Here is a 20,225-nt window from a genome sequence, read left to right on the forward strand (position 1 = left end):
CCTGTCCGTGGCTTGGGTGGTAAAGGGGATATCATGTGTGGCAGGCTATCCTAGCTCAATCGGAGTATGCCCACGCCCTCCACGATATCGATTCGGGTGCCTAGCCTCTCGGATTGGGTAGCGAGCCTTTGCAATATTCTTTCCGCACTGGCACCGATCGCAAGATGGGGGACGAGACGCCGCTCGATCGTAGGATCCTGCAGGCCTTCCTCGCCGCCGATGAGCACGGGATAAAGCTTCAGGCTGGTCAGGCGATTGTCGAAACCGAAGGAGCAGAGACCGACCACGCTCTCCCAAACCTCCGTTCTTTTCCAGGTCGATATATCTGATCGGGTGTGAAAGATGAAATTGCCGAGGCTGTAGAAGATCGGCCGGCCCTTGTAGATTTCGAGTGGTTGCAGGACCGGCGCGCCGTGGCTCACGAAAATAGACGCACCGGCGTCGATGCATTGCCGCGCCAGGCCCCCGACCCAATTGGGGACCTCCAGCCAGTCTGAGGCCCAATGGTGGTGGTGGAGGTAGGCCACTACCAGACTGCCCGAATTCGCCGCGTCGGAAATTGCGTCGAGATTCCGGGCAAGATCCGCATCGTCAATTCGGACAGTTCGCCCATATTGATCGGCACGACGAAAAATGGCACGTCCTATGCCGATCTCGCTGTCCTGATCAATCACAGGTGCGTCATCCGGTTGGCTGTCGTTGATCAGATCTATGGTGGTATAACCGATCTTGTCACGCATTTCCCTGAGCTGCTCGAAAGCGACGCTTTCGACCTCCAGTATTTGCGACAAACGAAGCCGATTGACGCCAGGGCGCTCTGGTCGGTCATTGGCCGCGCCTGCAGCGTACATGAAGTCCGGGCCTGGACCTCCGTCCATTGCCACGACCGCGACGGATCGTTGGCCGATCTTTCCCACCGCCGGACGGGAAGCCTCCGCTTTGTTGTGCCCGAGCCCGGCATGTAGGAAGCCGCGCCGTTCGACTTCTTCCAGGGTAGAGAGCACACCTGAGGGCCCGAGGTCGAAGGCGTGATTATTCGACAGTGAAAGCGCTCCAAAGCCGATTTCCTTCAATGCATCGAGCACGTCCGGCGCGCTGCTTCCGAAAAAGGACCCTTTCAAAGGCCAGCCGCCGTGGGCTCCGAATATGGTGCTTTCAAAATTGGTGAAGGCTAAGTCCGCCTCCTGCAGAAGAGCGCTCACCTCCCGGAAGGCCGCCGTATTTGCCTGCCTCATATTATATTTTATGAGTGATTGACCGGTGACGGCCAGCGTAAAATCCTTATTCATCGGAACACCTCGCCTAGTGCGGCAAATCCATGCCGGCTCAAAAATCTCTGCCTTCAGGACGCACGAATCCATCCGATCCGCCGGGAACCGGCAGACCTCAGGGCTGTCCGCTCATGAGGCGCTCAGTGGGTAAAAATCGTCGGGCGGGCATTGATCAAGCGCCGCGTGTAAGAATTCTCCGATCGGCCGAAGATGAAATCTGATGGGCCAAAATCCTCCATCCGGCCGTCCTTCATGATGCACACCGTGTCGCAGATGTCCTGGACCACCGCGAGATCGTGAGAGATGAAGATCATCGATAGGTTGCTTTCCGCAATCGTCTCCTTGAGGAGAGCGATGATTTCGGCCTGCACCGAAACATCGAGGGCGGACGTTGGTTCGTCGGCAATGATCAGAGCCGGCTGCGCGAGAAGCGCGCGAGCAATAGAGACGCGCTGCTTCTGACCTCCGGAAAGCTGATGCGGGTAGCGAGACAGCAGAATGTGCGCAAGGCCTAATCTGTTGGTCACCTCCGTGACACGGGAGGGCTTGCAGTCGGCCCCGGCTCTTGCGGTGAAACGAAGGCACTCGCTCAGGGTCTCGGCCACCGTCATTCTGGGATTGAGCGAGAGGGACGGATCCTGAAAGATCATCTGAACATGGCCGAGCAGGCCGAGGCCAGCATCTCGCCGGGAGATGCTGCGGGCCTCGCCATCCAAAATGACGTTTCCGGTATCTCCAGTCTCCAGCCCGGCAAGGATGCGGCCGATCGTCGTCTTGCCACTGCCGCTTTCGCCGACAATTCCGAGCACACCACCGCGCGCCACCTCAAGGCTAAGGTTCTCTAGAGCGAACCTGGTCGATGCCTTGCCAAATACATTGCGGAGGTTTCTCCCATTGAATGTCTTCGAGAGATTTTCAACGATGAGAATAGGCGCCGCTTGCGTGCCATCGAGTCCCAGTGTGGGATGGCCGGCTTCCTGTGATGCCGATGGTGAGAGGCGCAGGCGTGGCACTGCCGCAAGCAGGCTTCGCGTGTAGGCGTCCTGCGGACTTTCGAGAAGCTCGGATGTCGAATTATGCTCCACCACCTCGCCGTCCTTCATCACCAGGACCTTGTCGGCGATCTGGGCGATGACGCCCATGTCGTGTGTGATGAGAATAAGGGAGAGGCCTGTGTCGTCGGCCATTTGCCGCAAAACGTCGAGAATCTGCTTCTGGACGGTGGCGTCGAGCGCGGAGGTCGGCTCGTCGGCGACGATGATGGACGGCGATCCGGCCAAGGCTGTCGCGATGACGACCCGCTGGCGCTGCCCGCCGGAGAGCTGGTGCGGGTAGCTATGATAGCGCCCGACTGGATCAGAGATACCGACGCGCCCGAGAAGCTCTATGGCGCGAGCGTAAACCTCCTTTCGCGAAAGGTCGGGAAGGATCGTCGATATCGTTTCGCTAAGCTGCGCGCCGACGGTCATGAGCGGATCTAGCGAGGATGTGTGGTCCTGGAAGACGCTTGCGATGGTTCTTCCCCGTAGCCTCTGGCGCTCCTTGTGGCCCAGCGTCTCGATCGCGACGTTGTTTAGTCGGATCGTTCCGGCGGATTGCTCGAAGGACTTTCCGAGCAGGCCGATGACAGCATTTCCGATGGTCGACTTGCCGGCGCCGGATTCACCGATGATGCCAAGAACCTCGCCGCGTCCTAGGTCGAAGCTAACGTTCCGCACGATGGTCGTCGGGCCGCATTCCCCTTTGTGCCGGAGGGTGAGATCCCGCACCTCGAGCAGGGGAGGCGTCTTGCTGTATACGTTCATGTTAATCTGCTCCTTGGATCCCACAGGCGGCGGACGTCCTCGCCGACGAAATTTATCGTTGCGATCAGCCCAAACAGTGCGAAGCCGGGAAAAAGACTGATCCAATATTGCCCGGTCAGCAGATATTGAAATCCGTTGGCGACGGTGGAGCCGAGGGACGGCCGATCGAGAGGAACGCCCAGCCCCAGGAAGGAGAGTGTCGCTTCCAGCGCCACGGCATGGCCGATTTCGATCGGTAGCAGGGTTACAGCGGGGGCAATGCTGTTCGGCAGCAGATGTCGCAGGATGATCCGCGCGCTTGGCAAAGGCATTGAGCGTGCCGCGTCGATATAGGACTTGCCCGTCTCGCTGAGAGCAACGCTTCGCACGACCCGGGCATAGATCGCCCACTGGACGATGATGAGTGCGAGGATGATGCGGTCCACGCCCGGCCCCAGAGTGACGATTGCGATCAGTGCCACAAGCATGGTGGGCAGGCTGAGCTGAAGATCGACAAGCCGCATGATCACCGCGTCGGCCCACTTGCCGAAATAGGCGGCGCTCACTCCGGCGATCAGGCCGATGAATGCGGCAACAATCGCGCTTGTGATCGACACCAGAAGGCTGATCCGAAGGCCGTAGATGATGCAGCTGGCGATATCCCTGCCGAGGCCGTCGGTACCGAGGAGGTAGGTGAATCCGCCGGTGCCTACGGTTCCGGGAGGAGAGGACGCCTCCCAGCCATAAATCTGTAGCGGATCGTAAGGGTTTTGCGGCGCGATGAACGGAGCGGCGACGGCGACCGCGACATAGCAGGTCAATACAACGTTCGGAACCGTCAGGAGGTGCCGATAGGAAACTCGTTCCAGCATTTTGATAGCTTCGACTTTCATCATCGTTCCTCGCTTAGGCCGAAATCCGCACGCGCGGGTCGAGCACCGCATAGAAGAGGTCCACGAGCGTGTTCAGGGCAACGAACGCGATCGCCGTGAAGGTCAAGGTCGCCATGACGACCGGACGATCGAGAAGCTGAATGGAATCGATCAGCAGCTTGCCAACCCCTGGCCATGCAAAGATCGTTTCGACCACCACCGCGAAAGCCAACATGCCGCCGAACTGGAGCCCGACGATCGTCACGATCGGCAGGCTGATGTTCGGCAATGTGTGGCGGATGAGGATCCGTTGCTTCGACAAGCCTTTCGCCAAGCAGAATCGAGTGAATTCCATTCTTTCGACCTCAATCGTGCCAGCGCGGGCAAGGCGCGCGATGAGCGCGATGTTCGGTATGGCGAGCGCCAGAGCCGGAAGAACGAGATGCTTCAGCCCGTCGCCGGTCAAGAAGCTCCAGTCGTAGCCCAAGAGACTTACGGTGGCGCCTCGACCTCCCGGCGGAAACCAGCCTGTCATGACGGCGCCGACGAGGATGAGCATCATACTCAGCCAGAAGGACGGAATGCTGAGCGCATAAACACTCGAGGTGACGATGAGGCGGTCGAGCGTCGAACCAGGACGCGTGCCTGCCAGCAGTCCGAGACCGGTTCCAATAACTGTGGCGAAGACGATCGCGAACACAGCAAGCTCGAGTGTCGCCGGCAGCTTGCTTAAAACCAGCCCTAATGCCGGCTGGTGGTAAATATAGGAGATCCCAAAACTTCCCGTCGCGACGTTTTCGACAAAGACCAGATATTGTTGCCATAGCGGCTGGTCGAGGCCGAGGAGGATCGTCGCGCGTCTGATATCTTCCTGGGTTGCGGTTTCGATGTTGACGATGTTGTAAATGGGGTTTCCGACACTATGAATGCCGACGAACCCCACCAGCGACATCACGAAGATGAGGAGAAAGGTTTGTGACAGCCTTCCAGCGATAGCGGACAAAAGAGCCATGGTCGCTCACCTCGCAGTCGGTGCGGCTTGCATGGCGGTCGTCCACCCACGCGGATGCATGGTGTAGGATGCAACACGGGCACCGTAACCGAACAGATGATCGAAATGATAAAGCGGAATGATTGGTTGGTCGCGCATCACGAATTCCGTTGCATCCGCAAGTGCCTTGTCGCGGTCGGGGCCGACTTCGAGGGTTTCCGCCTTGATGAGCATCTCGTCGAAAGCGTGGTTCATGTATTTCCCGTAGTTCAGTGCTCCTGTTCCGCGTTGAGAATTCGGTGATGCCACGAGCGCGTCGAGCAGAATGTCCACCGACTCACCGGACCCGCCGCCATACCAGATTCCGTACTCGCCCACGGCGCGCTTTGTGTTGAATACGGAAAACGGAACCGCAACTGGCTGTACACCGACGCCGATGCGCGCCCAGTTTTGCGCGATTGCCTGCAGCGACTCCGCGTCGCCCGGATACCGTCCGGTGGGGCCGGCCAGAACTACATTGAAGCCCTTCGGATAACCAGCTTCCGCCAAGAGGGCCTTGGCTTCGGGATAGCGGGGCGGTCCTGCCGTCAGGTAGGGGGAGGTGCCCGGCAACCCTTGAGGAAAAACCTGTGCGGCGGCCGTGCCAAAACCGGAGAGGATCTTGTCAACGAGAACGCCTCGATCCACGACCATGGAAAGCGCTCGCCGAACCCTCGGATCACGGAACGGGTTCGGGATCGGTTCACCGGCCTTGTTCGTGACGCCCGGAGCCTTGTCGCTCGCAAGGTCGAATTGCACAAAATTGACGCGGGCGGCGCTGATGTTCGCCACCTTGAACCCATGCTGCTTCAAGGAGGGAACGTCCCGCGCCGGAATGAAATCCGCTATGTCGACATCATTCGTCGAGAGCGCCGCGACGCGGGCGGCAGGGCTCTCGATAATCCGGAAGGTGACATCAGACCAGGAAGGGCGCCCACCCCAATAGTCCTCGTTTCGGGTAAGCTCCAAAACCTCGCCCGAGCGCCAGCTCTTGAACTTGTAGGGTCCGGTCCCGATCGGGGGCACGCCGCCATTCAAGTCGTCCGTGGTTTTAAACCCCGACGCGCTCTTCGGCATGATGAAAATCGAGGAGAGCGAAAGGGGCAATGTCGGCTGGCTGCCATTGGTGTCGAAGATGACAGTCCGCGGATCTGGAGCCGAGACGGACTTGATGGCCTTCGTATAGGGTTGGAAACCGCCACCTGGCGGCTTCAGGAAGGCTTGGATACGATTGATGCTGTAGATCACATCTTCCGACGTGAAGGGCGATCCGTCGTGAAATCGGACGTTCTCCCGGAGTTTGAATTCCCATCGCGTATCCGAAAGCCGCTGCCAAGAGGTGGCCAGGTCGGGCTTCAAGTTGAACTTTTCGTCCTGATAGACCAGCCGTTCGTAGATTTGCGAAAGAAGCGACGAGTTCTCATTCAGCGTCGAGTAATGTGGATCGAGCGTCATCAGCTTGTACGACGTGGCGATGCGCAATTCCTGGGCTACCACAGGTGCAGCACCTCCAGTGAACAGTGTGATTAATACGGCGGCTGCGCCCAGGGCGGCGGAGCGAAAGCGGGTTGATGTTCCCATCCGGAGTTCCCCTTATTATCAACGTAAATAGCGGTAATTCGATCGAAAGATCGTTCCCTCCGCCTCACGCAATCCTGCTCGACACAATTCGAAAATCTTGGAGACCCGTCAATTTATTAAGTTTTCTCGCCGCCCTATTAGCTTTACTAATAGGCTTGTCGGACGGTCGTCTGATGACAAGTGAACGGAGCGTAGCATGATCGAAATTCACGAGGAGCAGGGTATCGGGTTACGGCGAGCCCAGATCTTCCGGGAGATCATCCGATCGGGATCGACGAGACGTGCCTCCAGGGTATTACAGATCACTCAGTCGGCCGTCAGTCAGCACCTGAAGCAGTTCGAGGAGCTGGTAGGCGAGAAGCTATTCGTGCGCGATCACCGCGGCCTCATCCCCACGACCCGCGCGATCGAAATCTACAGCAGGATTGACCGTTATTTCGAAACCCTTGGCCATATCGAACGGGAAATATTGGGGTCCTTCGCCGTCGCTCGAAACAGCTTGAGCATCGCTGCTCCACATCTGGTCTGTCTCTCGCTGCTTCCCAAGCTCGTCGCGGAGTTCGAGCGCATCGACCCTTCGTTGGAGTTCTATATCCGGGCTCAAGGTTACGATCAAATCGCCCAGCATGTGCTGACCGGCGAGGCGGATATCGGCATTTCCAGACTACCTTTGGACGAGCGCTTTTTCGAGTGGCGGACGATCTGCGAAAGCAAGAGCGTCTGCCTGGTGAACCCTGAACATCCTCTCGCGAACAAGGAGCGTATCACTGCTGAGGACACTTCATCGGAGCGGATGATTACACTCGATCGTGAGTTTTCGTCGAACACGCTGGCCTTGAAGGGCCTTTCCTACAAAGGGCGCAGTCCAACGGTGAAAGTGCGCACGGACGCCATCGGTTTTGCAGCTGCATTCGCCGCACATGGGTCCGGCGTTACCATCGTCAATGAATTCATCGCTCGGCAGTGCGAGATGTTCGACCTGAAGGTTGTTCCGTTTCATCCGCCCGTCAACTACGAATATGTGATATTTTGGCGCCGAGGCAGTGATAAGATGACGAGGCAGGCGTCCTTCATTGAAGCTGTCGTCGAGTTCACAAAACAATATATGCTCGGATTTGCCGGCCACTCTTTGGCTTGATGCTGACAGAAAAAGGAATCCGGCGTGAGACAACCGCTTTTCAAGAGAATATGATCTCAAGGGTTCTATTGCAGATATTCTGCTTAGCTGGATGCCGCGGACGTGCGTTCCAGATTTCTTGAGTATCCCTGGAAGCCAACGGCCGTCCAAAACCCAAACCCTTTCGGGTTGGAATCAAACTTCGAGTCGGACGATCATGAGCTCCTTAAAACGCTCATCTAGCAACAATTCAATCGCAGCGCGGCCAAGCCCGGACCGCCTGCTCTTGCGAGCAATGAAGAATTGTCGGAGGTAAGCACGCTTGCCAGCAGACAATGTGTCATCCTTCTCGAAGCGGTATGTGACAAAGCCAACCGGTTCATCTGAGAGTTCAACCACTTCGACAATCCAATCTTCTTTCGACTGGAAGTGCTCGAAGCGCTTCTCGAGTTCTGGAAGTCCGAGGTTACTTCGGTGACCTTCGTCCTGAATCAACTCAAGATTCATCTGCGCAAGCATTGGATAGTCCGCCGGGGTTGCCGTCCGAAGCGTTAGATCCGGGAATGGCTTTTCTCGATTGGAAGCGGTGGTCTCAAAGGGTGTCATTTATCACATACCCCACAATTGTTCCGTAAGGACGAAAGCCCGTACTCGACTAGAAGATTCCCCCTCTTGGGTTGTCCTCGATCATATTCAAGTAGATCCGCTCGCTCGATGAAACGCGATCTTTTACCAACGCCTTGAACGCGATGCTTGGAGCGCCTGTCGTCCCACCGCTCAGTCCAGTTCCTGCGGCGGCAGGGAGAAGATTTGTGCTTCGATACCATCGTCTTCAAGCGTGACTTCGATAAGCATGTTGATGATCTCCCCGCCGTGCTCTTCTATGATCTGGATTGCGGCGTCGAGCATCTCAAGCTGCGCGTCTCGACGAATTCCATCTGGGGCATTGAAACAGATCAGGCCTGCATGGAGATCGACGCCGGCATATTCACCAGACGAGCCAGGATTTGATCGAGGACCGCGGAAGTCGACCGAATTAATTGTGACGAACGTCCAGTCTCCCTCCAGAATGAAGCCCTTGAGCTCCCAGTCCTTCCAGCCCGCCTTGTTCATCCACGTGACATGTGACGACTCGCCAAAACCTGCGTCCCGAGCTCGTTGCGCGAGCTGGGGACTGAGGCATTCATCGACTAGCAGCTTCATCCCGCTTTCCTGCGCGGAAAGGTCTTGTAGGCCTCGAGTTTGGAGCCTGCTGGCACCTTCATCCGCTCAGAAGGGCGGCCGCGTTGCGGATTGGCCTTTGCGTAGATCGCTGCGAGTTCAAGCTTTAGTTTGTCCAAGCTCGGATAGTCTTCAAGGATTTCCTCATGGGGAATGCCGGACAACAACATTGCGGCGACACCGTAGACTGGAACACGTGTACCCTTCAAAACCAGCGTCCCGCCAAGTATTTCCGGATCTGATGTGACAGCTTCCCGCGCCCGTTCCAGCACGTCGAGCCTGGTTCTTGTATCGGCAACCACGTCACCGAAATCGATGGTTACGAACTTGCGATGTACGGACCAGTCTTCCGGTGAGCTGCCGTCAATATCGAACGCCCAGAGATCGCGTAGTCGAGGCATGAGAAAGCGGATAGCATATCTGCGCGCCGACGCGTCAAGAATGTCGGCGGTATTAATGTAGAAGTTAATCGCCACGCAGCCGCCAAGGAGCACGCGTCGGGCATGATTGAGGACGAAGAGTTCCCCTGGGAGGATACCTTCGTCGATCAGCTTGTTAACGTGGTGCACATCGACGTTGGCGACGATGGCCGCTTCGGTCGTCTTTAGCAGGTTTGACTCGCGGAGCACTTTGCTCTCCATAAAATATTCCCATACAGGGGAAGATATACATTATGGCGATCAGATTCAACTCCGAACACGAGAATCGCTATGGAATTCGCGTGGCGTGGTCAGCTGTTGCGGAGGAAATCGCCCTGTCGCTACCGCGTGGCAGGTAGCAACAGGGCGAGGCACCGCTGATGCGCCCATCCGGCATACATCAGCGGCAGCGCAAAGCGGTCTATATCAGACAGCCAATGCGAGAGGAATCCGTGTTGTTCGCAATGAGGAAATTGCGATTCTGATGCAGGGTTATCGAATACCCAGTTGCGGTATTCGAACCACGTGGAGAGAACGCCTTCGCTCCCTCGCGAAAAGAAGGTAGTTGTTCTATCGAAGAAAAATGATCGCATCAGTTGAAATCAATGCTTCGTGAGCCTACGTGTATTGCGGAGGCTAAAATGAAACTTGCAGATGATTTCAAAGAATTTCTTCGTGATACTGTCAATCTCAATCAAACCCGCATTACTCAACTTGAAGAACGTGTGGAGACGATAAAAACATTCCTGAGGGCTTCGGACTGGGAGCCCAAAATCTCCAAATTCCTCGAGCAGGGGTCGTGGGCTCACGACACGATCATTCGTCCGGTCGATGGCGGTGAATTCGACGCGGATCTTCTTGTCATGGTCAAGCCTGTCGACGGATGGAGTGCAGCTCAATATGTGAAGGAACTGGGGCGGGTCTTCCGTGAAAGCGGCCGGTACTCCGACAAGACACAGGTCGATGACTACTGCGTGACGATCATTTACGCCGACGATTGCAAGATCGATATCGCGCCTCTGGTAATGGACCGCGATTATCAGGGAACGCTTGAAGTCTGTAACAAGCAAGAAGACTGCTTCGAGGAGTCGTCGCCGGTCGAATACACACGATGGATCCGCGAGAAGAACGGCTATTCCGGGAACAACTCCTTCCGCAAGGCCACGCGGCTCATCAAGTACATCCGGAATATCAAGAAGCGTTTCAGTTGCCAGTCGGTGCTGCTGACGACCCTCATCGGCCATCGGATCGAGTGGTGGGACAAGGATTCGGCGGGTTTTGCCGACACACCGACCGCGCTGCAGACGATCATTGGGAAACTGGACGACTGGCTGCAGGATCGTCCCGAGAAGCCGCAGGTCGAGAACCCATCCTTGCCGTCGGAGGATTTCGCCGATCTCTGGAACGAGACCCAGTATGCCAACTTTCGTAATTTCGTGAACAAGTATCGGAAGTGGATCGACGAGGCGATCGCCGCGGAGACCCGCACCGATAGTATCGAGAAGTGGCGCAAGGTGTTCGGCGACGAGTTCGCCAAGAGCGAAAACGTCAAGAAGGCAGAAGCATCCGCCAGCAGTCAGGCTCTTGCTCTTCTGCGCGACGGTGCGGCCCACCTCGACGCCCTAGTCGAGACGGTCATCGACTTCGGCATCAGCATCCTGCCATCGTCGTTCCGAACGCCCACCCATCTTCACAGACCTCCGTGGGCTGCCGCTGAACATATCTCTCGCAGCGTTCGAATATCAGCCGAGTACCGTGCATCGAAACATTCGGGCAGGGGGCATCCGGTCAACCCGGGCGAAGCGCTGCCGCCGCGGGGCGGGCTGTGGTTCGACGTCCGCGTCAATAAGTTCCAGACCGTGCCTTCAGACTGCTACGTCCGTTGGCGCATCACCAATACCGGGGCGGTCGCGATGGCGCTGAACAAGGGGCGAGGCTGGTTCGAGAAGCCCACTGAAGGTGACAGGCGGTGGGAAGAACTGCAGTACCGCGGCGTCCACATGGCGGAAGCATTCATCATCAGGCGGCGAGATGATCGGCTGGTAGGCTACAGCGAGCCGTTCTACGTCGTCATCAAGTAAGAGCAGGGGAGAAGAAATGGCGAAGGTCGATACCGTCGGTGACAACTATTATAAGCCATTGGAGTATGCCGAGTCTTTCGGCGGTTGTCTTTTCTGGGGAGGCTGCATTCTGTCGGTATTGGCGCTACTGACCGATAAGGTGGCCCATCCCACAACTTACGACGTCCTGCAGGTAGCCTTCATCATCTTTGCATTCCTGTTCTTCATCCTAGGCTTGATGCAGCGGCTCTATCTTTTCCCCCGCGCCGAAGATAAACGCAAGCAGGAACTACTTTCTAACAGCTTCGGCGTAGCGCTGACCCACGAAGAGACGGTCGGCTACTACAACAACGACCAGACCAATCCGTTCAAGCGTTTGGCGGCCTCGGTCATGGAAAGCAGCTTCTTCACGAATGCTATCGTGCGAAGGATGCTTCGGATGCAACGGGCGACAACCGTGGCATATGTCGTCGTCTATCTCATCGCCGCGCTGAACCGGTCCTCCAATCTTGAGTTTCTTGCAATAGCGGCGCAGGCCCTGTTTAGCGAAGAGATCATAGCGCGCTGGCTTCGCATGGAGTGGCTCCGTTTCCGCAGCGAGCAGGTCTTCGACAACCTGAACAGGCTTTTCACCAATAAGAAGCCATTCACGAAGCCTCTCGCGCAAGCGCAGGCAATCGATTTCTTCTCCGCTTATGAAACCGCTAAGACGACGGCCGCAATTTCCCTATCCTCGAAGCTGTTCCATGAGCACAACATCGCTCTTACGGAGGAATGGGATCGAATACGAGGCCGGCTCGGAATCTAGGGCCGTGACTACCAAAATCAGCACCAGGACCGGTGTCTCGGTTCCCACGGCCAGACGAGCCGTTCGCGCACCAATTGATGACCGAGGTCGCGGCGGCTGATAGAGACGAATGCGATCGAGTTCCCGCGTTGGTCGGTGTCTATGCGGGCCATCGTGAAGGTCGATCGGTTCAAGAGTTGGCTGAGCCTATCGGCCGCTCGTTCGGCGCTTGTCCGTTCGCCGAAGCATCGGGCGTGTTCGTCCGGTGCATCAATATTCGCGATCCTGACCTGCTCTCGATGATCGCCCCATCTGTGCATGACGAAACTGTCACCGCTCGAAATCCGCAAGGTGACGGGTTCGCAGGCGCTGTTCTCGCAATAGGTCGCGTGAACGCTGAACGAAACATTGGCCACTCCCCCTCGAGCATCGACAGGCGCTGTAATGCCCATGGAAAGAGGCGCGAGAACCGCAATAGCAGTGCAAAACCTCCCCATCACGCTCAATCCCATGGAATGATGGCCATCAGGTCATCGTTGCCCTGGCCGGGGTGGCGGCCGAGATTGGCGTTGAGCTTGCCGTACCCGGTATTGACGGCGAGGGTAAAATATTCGCCGCCGCTTTGGTTCTGCTTTTTCCAAATCCCGCCGATTTCGATGCGCCTGCCCACTGGGCTCTCGGCAAAGAGGCGGTAGGCCGGAGCTTTGGGGTTGTCGCTGATGTAGGTTTCGCCGGCAACATCGATGTCGTAGGAAATCGAAGCGAAATTCCCTCTTAGGCTTTTCCTGTCCTTGGAAAACGCGACATAGTTCGTCAGCTCTTTTGTATTTGCAGTCATAGAGCATTCTCCGTTGTTAGAATTGAACCGAGATCGTTGGCGCAGGCGACGAGCATCTCATTGGCGGGAGAAGAGCATCCGATTGGGATGCGGCATATCGGGATAGGCCCAAAGCCCGACGCGCGATTGCTGGGCGATCGATTCCTCAAGGCTATAGGGCAGGTAGACGGGCTTGCCGGTGTTGGCCAAGGCGGCGAAGGCAAACCCCTGCGTGATCAGCAGAGTGCCGACGTCGAGGGCGTTGTTGCCGATATGGGCCGAGCAGATCACGAGGATGGTGGAGGCTTCGCCGGGGGCTGGCGCCGTCAATTGGGCGACCGGCGCACAGGTGGGCTTTGTATCCTTGACGATCGCAGCCAGTATGGCCAGCGATACAGCTCCACAGTCCTGCTTCTGGCCGGACGTGTCGGTATAGGTCGTGCCACGAATGCAGGCCTGGACACCGTAGAGGCGCATGGTTTGACCTGCCTGTTGCCAGCTATCCCCGGTCAGGAAGGTGACGCCGGACTGCGGAACCGCAAATACGTGGGATGATGGCTGTGCGGACTGTGCGTTCGCGGGGATATAGGATGCCGTCGCTGCCAAGACGCTTGCGGTGAACACCAAGCTCACTGCCCCAAGGCTCGCCGGCTTCATTGCCGCACCTCTTTCGCAGCAACAGGCGTGCAGTCCACACCATCATTGGAATTGGTGATGCAGCCGACATTGTAGCCAGCTCCAGAGATGAGGTAGGAACAGACGCTGGTGCCGGCGCCATCGCGCGTACCGGCCGCGTTGCAGTCGAGGCCGGACTTCGCGAGGTTATAGAGCTTTCCGCCGACCCCACAGCCGAATTGACATGCCTTGAGGATCGACGACTGCGAGATCGTGGCGCATGTCCCCTGGTAGCAGACCTGCTGTCCGATCAGGCTCGTCATGCCGTTTTTCTGGGCCGCGTACCATTGGCCGCGCTGATAGCGCTGCCAGGCTGTCACCTGTGCTGAAGGGCTGTTCAAAAAATCTTCGCGCGAGCCGTCCCAATAGGCTTGCAGCGTGCCGCTATCGCAGAATTGGAACGCGCCATAACAGCGCGTTCCGTTGACGACGGGAGAAACGCTGCTGAAATTTCCTTCGCTTTGGCTGACGTTGGAGGCGTACTCGGCACATTCGGCCGGCATTCCGGCGTTCAGAAGGCTGACCGCACTTTCGCCGGCGAATGCCAAGGACGCGGCAAGACCAAATGCCAGGCCGAGATTTGCGAAGACATCCCTTTTGTTGGGCAACCAAGGGGAAGGAAGCGTGGATAGAGCAACAGATGTCATCGAATGGGCTCCACCTCATAGGAGCCGGTGAAGGCCTTGCCGTTCTCACCGATTTCAGAGGTCGTGAGCTTCCTCGTGTCAGGCGATAGGATGGCCGTGCCACCAAGCGGCATCTGTGGATTAGCCATTTGCGTCGGTGGTGTGCCGGTCCTGATCTGCACAAGCAGAGCGGTGCACATGCCCTGCAAATTGCAATCGCCATTTGTTTGGGACAGTAGCCACGTCCCCGATGGCGTTGCGATGCGCGCCGTGTAGATTTTGGCGGTTCCTACCGCCTGTCGAATTCCGGCGAGATCGTCGTCGGTCCAAACGCCATCAGGATCATGCGTGGCATCCTTGGCGGTGAGTTTGAGCGCAAGCTTATAGCCATCCTGGGCGGCAGCAGGGTCAGTGGAGGCTAGGCCGAGGATCAGGGTCGTGGCCAAAACGGCGAGGATTGGTTTCATGAGAGGCCTCGAGGAAGGTTAGCGTGACAGACGACGCCGGATCGCACGAGCCTTGTCGATCAGCGCGGCAAAACCCGCGGTGATGAGGCGCGCAAGATGGATTGGCTGGGCCAGCAATGTGCGCAAAAGTCGATAGAATGCACCGAGGGCGACGTATAGGAACTTCAGGATGCATAGTGCTGCCGCACAGCAAAGTCCGATGAGCAAGCCGTTGAAGAGCAAATAGAGCACCAACACCAGAACAGTGTAGGGGAGGTTGTCCGTCGGATTGATGTAGACGGACTTCGCCGCGGTCGTGACCCATATCCCGCCGATCGTGGTCGTCACGCTGATTGCAATCGCGGCAATGACGATCTCTATCAAACCCAGGCGATGGAAGAACCAGATCTCCTTGCGCATCAGCATATTCCTTTGAACCTGCGTTTCGGCGAGCGGATGCTCGCCTGCTATTTCTTCAAATCGAACCATGCACGGGTGCTTGTGCCGCTCGTCTGCCTGATGTCGAAATACCAGGGCCTGTCCCTCCGGGGTCGCGGTTTACGGTCGAGCTCGATCCGCTCGCCGCGCTCGGTCGTGTACCTGGCGCAATATTGTTCCGAGTTGCCCCCGTGTCCGGATTGGGCTTCCGCTTCGACATACCCGCTCGGACAATCTTCAAACGCGTCATAGCCGGGTGCTCCGGTGCCAGCAGCGGTACAGATCGGCCAGGAAAAACCGGGCAACGCCATTGCGGCAATCAGCTTTTGCATTGGCGGAACACAGTAGGGGATGCCGTGCCAGCTTGGGGTTTGCGCTGCGACGCAAAGGACAATCTGACACCCCCAATCTGCATCCGCGGCTCGGGCCAGCTGGTGCTCAGAGAGCCAAAAAGCGAGCGTGGCCGAGGCAAAAACACCGCATCTAGTGATCGGCAACATACGAATACCCACCCGTTACAAACTGTTTACAAAGCCACTTGCGTATGGATCATGATTTTATATATATGCACTATATAAATCAGGAGACGCAAATGTCCATAGCCTCCGTGCGCGCTGCGGCGCTTGTCACAACCCTTGTTTTTCCGTCGCTGGTTCTGGCAAATGGCGTGTCGCCAATTTCGACCGCTGCCTCCGTCACAGTCTCTTCCTATTGCCCCGATGGTGCGGCGGATGCGGAGACTATTCGGCAGCTGATCACGAAAGAAGCGGCGCGACAGGGTGTTGACGCCAGGTTGGCGCTTGCCATTGCCGATCAGGAGTCCGGCTTCGGCGCCCACGTCAATTCGCCGGCGGGTGCGCGCGGCCCCATGCAGCTCATGCCGGCAACGGCCGCACGCTACAAGGTGGCGGACATTTGCGATGCGGCTCAGAACATTCGCGGTGGCGTCAGCTACCTCAAGGATCTCTCCGCCATGTTCGGCGGCAACATCATGCTGGTGGTTGCCGCCTATAATGCAGGAGAGGGCCGCGTCGTTGCAGCCCGTGGCGTGCCGGCGATTGCCGAGACCGTTTCCTACACAGCACTCGTCACCAACGCCTATTTTGGCTTCGATAATGTCATGGAGGGGGGCAAGCGGTCCGGCCAGGCAATCAAACCAGGCACTAGAACTGCTGTGGCGGATGTCAACCTGCTGGCGGAAACGCCATCCTCAGACAAACCAATTCCCATCAATCAAACCAGAACTGAAGCCCGCGATCGCGATTGGATCGGCGGTTCGGTTCTCTACGTGCAGTAGCCAGAAGGAGACCTAAATGAAGTCAAAATTGTACGAACTCGTCCAGTCCGCGATGTCCTCGATACCGATCAAAGGAAATGTTCTTGTCCTTGCGAGCATTGCCGGGGCCGTGGCGATCGGCAATGCCGATATGGCTTATGCCGCCGGTGACATTTTCCAACCGATCAATTCGGTGTTCACGACGCTTCTCAACTTCATGACCGGAACCTTCGCCACGACCGCGGCGACCATCGCATGCGCCGCGGTCGGCTATATGGCGCTGACGAGCCGTATTCCGTGGAGCTGGTGCTTCTCCATTATCGTCGGTATCGCCTTCATCTTTGGCGGCGCGCAGCTGGTATCCTCCATGTCTTCCGGTTTGGGCGGCTGATGAGCGAAGCCCAGGCAAAGGCGGAGGTGGCACCCCTCGTTCTCGGTCTCACCCGGCCGAGGATGTTCTGGGGCGTGCCGATCGGTCTGTTCGTCGGTGAGTTGATGATCGTCGTCATGACATTCCTTAACACCAAGAACCTGGCCATGTTCCTTCTCTTCCTGCCTCTGCATGCCGTGGCTTACGTCATCACCGTGCGCGATCCGCATCTGCCGAACGTCGTTCGGGTGCGGATCGCCAAATGCCCCTGGACGAAGAACCGTCACTTCTGGGGTGGCAATTCCTATGAACCGTAACTCTTCAGAACAGTAAGGGGCAGCGATGGAAAAGGCAGTTCGCAAGGATCTTCGCTTCGGCGCCGAGATCGCCCGCGAAAAACCGATCTCAGCGCATGTCCCCTATCTGCGGCATGTCGATGAGGAGACGCTTCGGACCAAAGACGGCATGCTGCTGACGATCATCAAGGTCGATGGCTTTTGTCACCAGACCGCCGATCAACAAATCATCGATGTCGAGGCGACGGCGCGCAACACGTTGATCCGCGCACTCGCCGACAGCCGGTTTGCAGTCTACTCCCATATCGTCCGGCGTCGTATTCCGCCTGATATCGGCGGCGCGTTCGATATTCCGTTCTGCAGAGATCTCGACGAGCGCTATATGGCGAGTCTGGCTGACAGCCGCATGTATACCAACGAACTCTATTTGACGATCATCCGGCGCGGTTTTCAGGGGAGGGTGGGCCTTGCCGATGCGCTGATGTCTCATTTCCGCAAGGCCGCCGGCCTGTCCGAGGAGGCGCTCGATCGAGAAGCACTCCAGGAGCTTCGCCAGCATGTCGCCAATATCGTCAAGGGCATGGAGCATTATGGCGCTCGGATCCTGAAGGCAGCGTTGCGCGAGTATAGTGTTGCCTCTGAGCCGTTGGAGTTTCTGGCCATGCTTTTGAATGGCGGCCAACAGGTCAACATGGTACTGCCACGCATGCCGCTCGACCAATATCTGCCGACACGCCGTATTACCTTCGGGCGTCGCATGTTCGAGATGCGAGGTGGAAGCGACGATGACACCCGTTTTGGCGCGATGCTGTCGATCCGGGAATACCCGCCCTACACCGCTTCAGGCATGATCGACGGGCTGTTAAAAATCCCCGGCGAATTTGTCGTCTCGCAAAGCTTTGCACTGCAGGATCGCGCGCCAATCCTGTCCGAGATGGATCGGATCGAACGTCAGATCAGCGTTTCGGACGAACGTGGCACCAGCCTTGAAAGCGCGATCTCGATTGCCAAGGACGAGCTAGTCAATGGTCGCAGCGTCATGGGCTATCACCATCTGACGGTCATGGCGCTCGGCAATACCATCAAGGAAACCGAGTCCAGCGCCCAGGCAATCACCAAGGAACTGCAAAATGCGGGCATGGTGGCGGTGCGCGAGGATCTGAATGCCGAGCCCGCCTTCTATGCGCAGCTTCCGGGCAATTTTGCCTATATTGCCAGGCGGGCGCTGATCTCGTCACGGAATTTTTGCGGCCTGGCGTCGTACCATAATTTTGCGCTCGGCAAGCCCAGCGGCAATCACTGGGGGCCGGCGGTGTCGTTGCTGCAGACCACGTCGATGACGCCTTACTTTTTCAACTTCCATAAGGGCGAAGTCGGCAATTTCATCGTCACCGGCCCGACAGGGTCGGGCAAGACGGTGGCGCTGCTGTTTCTCTTGTCGCAGGCAATGCGGGCAAGGCCGCAGCCACGTTGCGCCTTCTTCGACAAGGACCGCGGCGGCGAGATTTTTATCCGTGCCTGCTGCGGCCAATATGAGGTGCTGCAGCCCGGCACGCCCTCAGGTTTCAACCCGTTGCAGCTCGAAGACAGTCCCGACAACCGGGCGTTCGTCTACGATCTCTTGAGCTATCTGGTGCGGCCGAAGAATGAGGCCGAAAAGCTGTCGGCCGAACAGGAGAAGATTCTTGCTCGGGCGGTCGACCATATCTTCAACGTGCCGATTCGGGAGCGATTGTTCTCCGATGTCATCCATCTGTTGCGCGGTGGCGAGGCTGCCGGGCGGGACGATCTGGCATCGCGTTTTGAGGCCTGGTGTGACACGCGTGGATGGCTGTTCAACAACCCGGTGGATCTCTGGGATTCGGATCGTGGCGTCTTCGGCTTTGATCTGACGGCAGTGCTTGACGATCCGGAAATCCGCACAGCAGCACTTGGCTATATCTTCTTCCGGATCGGCCAGATGCTGGATGGTGAGCGGCCGATGATGCTCTTCGTCGACGAGGGCTGGAAACTTCTCGGCGACGATAAGGCCGGCGCCTTCATCAACGACCAGCTCAAAACCATCCGCAAGAAGAACGGCATTGTCGGGATCGGCACGCAGTCAGCCCGTGACATCACGACATCGCGGATCGCCCACACGCTTCTTGAGCAGAGCCCGACGAACATCTTCTTCCCGAATCCGAAGGCGGACCGGGAAAGCTATGTGACGAGCTTCGGGCTTTCCGAGGTCGAGTTCGAATGGGTCAAATCGACCTCGTCGACGAGCCGGCAATTCCTGGTCAAACATGATCACGACAGCGTGATCGCACGTCTGGATCTCTCCGCACTCCCTGAATTCATTAAGGTCCTGTCCGGCCGCGCGGAGACGGTCGCGGAGTGTGAGCGCCTGCGCCACCGCTACGGCGACGCTCCGGAAAACTGGCTCCCGTATTTCTGCGGCTGGCGGCAAGAGCCCTCCAATCCCTCAGGAATTCAGGAGGAAGCGCAATGAGGGCACGCGACCGGGACATTCAATTGTGCCTCGCGCTGCTGATCGCAGCCTCGGCCATCTCACCGGCGCTGGCACAGGTGCCGGTCAATGATGCGGCACGGACGACGAAGGAGACGAATACCGCCGCCTGCATGCAACGAGCACGCACTTTCAAACAGTCCTCCGTCACCCCCTCGCGTGGCGTGACAACCAGCGTGACATCGAAGGGTGATCTCGCCGGCATTAAGCAGGTCAGTGGAGCAGGTATTTCCGGGTCGCCGTTTTCAGGAACCTCGATAGCCAATAGCGACCTGTCGATCCTTCTGGCCGTCGGTCAAAGCGTGCAGGCATTGAAGACGAAGAACACAGGCCAGGTGGTGAGCGCGTTGGCGGCGGTCGCCGCCGCGATCAGCGCCAACACGTCGACACTCAAGAACCAGGCGACCGCGATTGGCACCGCCAATTCCCTGCAGGGCGCCTTCGACCAGAACACGGCGGCGCGTCTATCCGGCGCGCAGATCTGGAACCAGACAATCCAGGCGGTGACAACAACGGTTCAATTACGAAACCAGCGGCTTGTCGATCAAGCCGCGGCCGAAAGCGCCGCGACAAAAGTCATGACCTACGATCCGGGCTCGGTCTCGTTCGTCGGCGGCAATGAATAGGAGA

23 protein-coding genes are annotated in these 20,225 nt (G+C 57.7%); 8 read left to right on the forward strand and 15 right to left on the reverse strand.

What is annotated here, in order from left to right; translation table 11 throughout:
* Positions 1 to 50: 50 nt before the first annotated feature.
* From RRH01S_RS27805 to RRH01S_RS27825, 5 genes are all read right to left on the reverse strand, one after another.
* Positions 51 to 1,289, reverse strand: coding sequence for a CapA family protein (locus RRH01S_RS27805; protein WP_042475793.1), 1,239 nt, complete (start codon positions 1,287 to 1,289; stop codon positions 51 to 53).
* A 122-nt stretch (positions 1,290 to 1,411) separates the two neighbouring features.
* Positions 1,412 to 3,076 (reverse strand): dipeptide ABC transporter ATP-binding protein, encoded by a 1,665-nt coding sequence (locus RRH01S_RS27810; protein ID WP_042475796.1) that lies wholly within the window; start codon positions 3,074 to 3,076, stop codon positions 1,412 to 1,414.
* Positions 3,073 to 3,927, reverse strand: coding sequence for an ABC transporter permease (locus tag RRH01S_RS27815; RefSeq protein ID WP_374188771.1), 855 nt, complete (start codon positions 3,925 to 3,927; stop codon positions 3,073 to 3,075). The genes RRH01S_RS27810 and RRH01S_RS27815 overlap by 4 nt, the downstream gene beginning before the upstream one ends.
* A 34-nt stretch (positions 3,928 to 3,961) precedes the next feature.
* Positions 3,962 to 4,939, reverse strand: a complete 978-nt coding sequence (locus RRH01S_RS27820) for an ABC transporter permease (RefSeq protein WP_042475798.1) — start codon at positions 4,937 to 4,939, stop codon at positions 3,962 to 3,964.
* Between the two features lie 6 nt (positions 4,940 to 4,945).
* A complete protein-coding gene (locus RRH01S_RS27825) occupies positions 4,946 to 6,538 on the reverse strand; it encodes an ABC transporter substrate-binding protein (protein ID WP_042475800.1) in 1,593 nt (530 codons plus the stop codon).
* 196 nt (positions 6,539 to 6,734) lie between these two features.
* Here RRH01S_RS27825 and RRH01S_RS27830 point away from each other — a divergent pair, with 196 nt between their 5' ends.
* A complete protein-coding gene (locus RRH01S_RS27830; RefSeq protein ID WP_042475801.1) occupies positions 6,735 to 7,676 on the forward strand; it encodes a LysR family transcriptional regulator in 942 nt (313 codons plus the stop codon).
* Positions 7,677 to 7,850: 174 nt separating this feature from the next.
* On the opposite strand, the gene RRH01S_RS27835 is transcribed toward RRH01S_RS27830, so the two are convergent.
* From RRH01S_RS27835 to RRH01S_RS27845, 3 genes are all read right to left on the reverse strand, one after another.
* Positions 7,851 to 8,261: a GNAT family N-acetyltransferase gene (locus RRH01S_RS27835; protein WP_052365306.1), complete on the reverse strand. Its 411-nt coding sequence runs from the start codon at positions 8,259 to 8,261 to the stop codon at positions 7,851 to 7,853.
* A gap of 171 nt (positions 8,262 to 8,432) precedes the next feature.
* A complete protein-coding gene (locus RRH01S_RS27840; RefSeq protein ID WP_042475804.1) occupies positions 8,433 to 8,858 on the reverse strand; it encodes a DUF5615 family PIN-like protein in 426 nt (141 codons plus the stop codon).
* Positions 8,855 to 9,517 carry a DUF433 domain-containing protein gene (locus RRH01S_RS27845; RefSeq protein ID WP_042475805.1) on the reverse strand — a complete coding sequence of 221 codons (663 nt, stop codon included), beginning with the start codon at positions 9,515 to 9,517 and terminating at the stop codon, positions 8,855 to 8,857. Before RRH01S_RS27845 ends, RRH01S_RS27840 begins: the two co-directional genes overlap by 4 nt.
* Positions 9,518 to 9,936: 419 nt before the next feature.
* Here RRH01S_RS27845 and RRH01S_RS27850 point away from each other — a divergent pair, with 419 nt between their 5' ends.
* The gene (locus tag RRH01S_RS27850) at positions 9,937 to 11,376 is read left to right on the forward strand and encodes an SMODS domain-containing nucleotidyltransferase (protein WP_042475807.1); all 1,440 of its coding nucleotides are present in this window, start codon (positions 9,937 to 9,939) and stop codon (positions 11,374 to 11,376) included.
* Between the two features lie 16 nt (positions 11,377 to 11,392).
* Entirely contained in the window at positions 11,393 to 12,163 is a 771-nt protein-coding gene (locus RRH01S_RS27855) for a hypothetical protein (RefSeq protein WP_042475809.1), read from the forward strand.
* Between the two features lie 17 nt (positions 12,164 to 12,180).
* Here the strand turns inward: RRH01S_RS27855 and RRH01S_RS33245 are convergent, their stop codons facing one another.
* The 7 genes from RRH01S_RS33245 to RRH01S_RS34235 form a co-directional block, all read right to left on the reverse strand.
* Positions 12,181 to 12,558, reverse strand: coding sequence for a thermonuclease family protein (locus RRH01S_RS33245; protein WP_234711764.1), 378 nt, complete (start codon positions 12,556 to 12,558; stop codon positions 12,181 to 12,183).
* 86 nt (positions 12,559 to 12,644) lie between these two features.
* On the reverse strand, positions 12,645 to 12,980 hold the full coding sequence (locus tag RRH01S_RS27865) for a DUF736 family protein (RefSeq protein ID WP_052365309.1): 336 nt from the start codon (positions 12,978 to 12,980) through the stop codon (positions 12,645 to 12,647).
* 57 nt (positions 12,981 to 13,037) lie between these two features.
* On the reverse strand, positions 13,038 to 13,616 hold the full coding sequence (locus RRH01S_RS27870; RefSeq protein WP_042475813.1) for a thermonuclease family protein: 579 nt from the start codon (positions 13,614 to 13,616) through the stop codon (positions 13,038 to 13,040).
* Positions 13,613 to 14,281 (reverse strand): hypothetical protein, encoded by a 669-nt coding sequence (locus RRH01S_RS27875; RefSeq protein ID WP_042475816.1) that lies wholly within the window; start codon positions 14,279 to 14,281, stop codon positions 13,613 to 13,615. Before RRH01S_RS27875 ends, RRH01S_RS27870 begins: the two co-directional genes overlap by 4 nt.
* Complete coding sequence (locus tag RRH01S_RS27880; RefSeq protein ID WP_042475817.1) at positions 14,278 to 14,727, reverse strand: hypothetical protein; 450 nt, start codon at positions 14,725 to 14,727, stop codon at positions 14,278 to 14,280. Before RRH01S_RS27880 ends, RRH01S_RS27875 begins: the two co-directional genes overlap by 4 nt.
* Positions 14,728 to 14,745: 18 nt before the next feature.
* Positions 14,746 to 15,126 (reverse strand): hypothetical protein, encoded by a 381-nt coding sequence (locus RRH01S_RS27885; protein ID WP_234711765.1) that lies wholly within the window; start codon positions 15,124 to 15,126, stop codon positions 14,746 to 14,748.
* Positions 15,127 to 15,173: 47 nt separating this feature from the next.
* On the reverse strand, positions 15,174 to 15,644 hold the full coding sequence (locus RRH01S_RS34235) for a hypothetical protein (protein WP_080515912.1): 471 nt from the start codon (positions 15,642 to 15,644) through the stop codon (positions 15,174 to 15,176).
* 92 nt (positions 15,645 to 15,736) lie between these two features.
* Between RRH01S_RS34235 and RRH01S_RS27890 the strand changes: the two genes are divergently transcribed.
* The 5 genes from RRH01S_RS27890 to RRH01S_RS27910 are packed head-to-tail and all read left to right on the forward strand — an operon-like array spanning position 15,737 to position 20,221.
* Positions 15,737 to 16,441, forward strand: coding sequence for a lytic transglycosylase domain-containing protein (locus RRH01S_RS27890; protein ID WP_042475826.1), 705 nt, complete (start codon positions 15,737 to 15,739; stop codon positions 16,439 to 16,441).
* Between the two features lie 16 nt (positions 16,442 to 16,457).
* Positions 16,458 to 16,811 carry a TrbC/VirB2 family protein gene (locus RRH01S_RS27895; RefSeq protein WP_080705488.1) on the forward strand — a complete coding sequence of 118 codons (354 nt, stop codon included), beginning with the start codon at positions 16,458 to 16,460 and terminating at the stop codon, positions 16,809 to 16,811.
* Entirely contained in the window at positions 16,811 to 17,107 is a 297-nt protein-coding gene (locus RRH01S_RS27900; RefSeq protein ID WP_042475828.1) for a VirB3 family type IV secretion system protein, read from the forward strand. Before RRH01S_RS27895 ends, RRH01S_RS27900 begins: the two co-directional genes overlap by 1 nt.
* 25 nt (positions 17,108 to 17,132) lie before the next feature.
* Positions 17,133 to 19,577 (forward strand): VirB4 family type IV secretion/conjugal transfer ATPase, encoded by a 2,445-nt coding sequence (locus RRH01S_RS27905; RefSeq protein WP_042475831.1) that lies wholly within the window; start codon positions 17,133 to 17,135, stop codon positions 19,575 to 19,577.
* The gene (locus RRH01S_RS27910) at positions 19,574 to 20,221 is read left to right on the forward strand and encodes a hypothetical protein (RefSeq protein ID WP_234711766.1); all 648 of its coding nucleotides are present in this window, start codon (positions 19,574 to 19,576) and stop codon (positions 20,219 to 20,221) included. The genes RRH01S_RS27905 and RRH01S_RS27910 overlap by 4 nt, the downstream gene beginning before the upstream one ends.
* The last annotated feature ends 4 nt before the right edge of the window (positions 20,222 to 20,225 follow it).

This window comes from Rhizobium rhizogenes NBRC 13257 (assembly GCF_000696095.1).
GTDB lineage: Bacteria > Pseudomonadota > Alphaproteobacteria > Rhizobiales > Rhizobiaceae > Rhizobium > Rhizobium rhizogenes.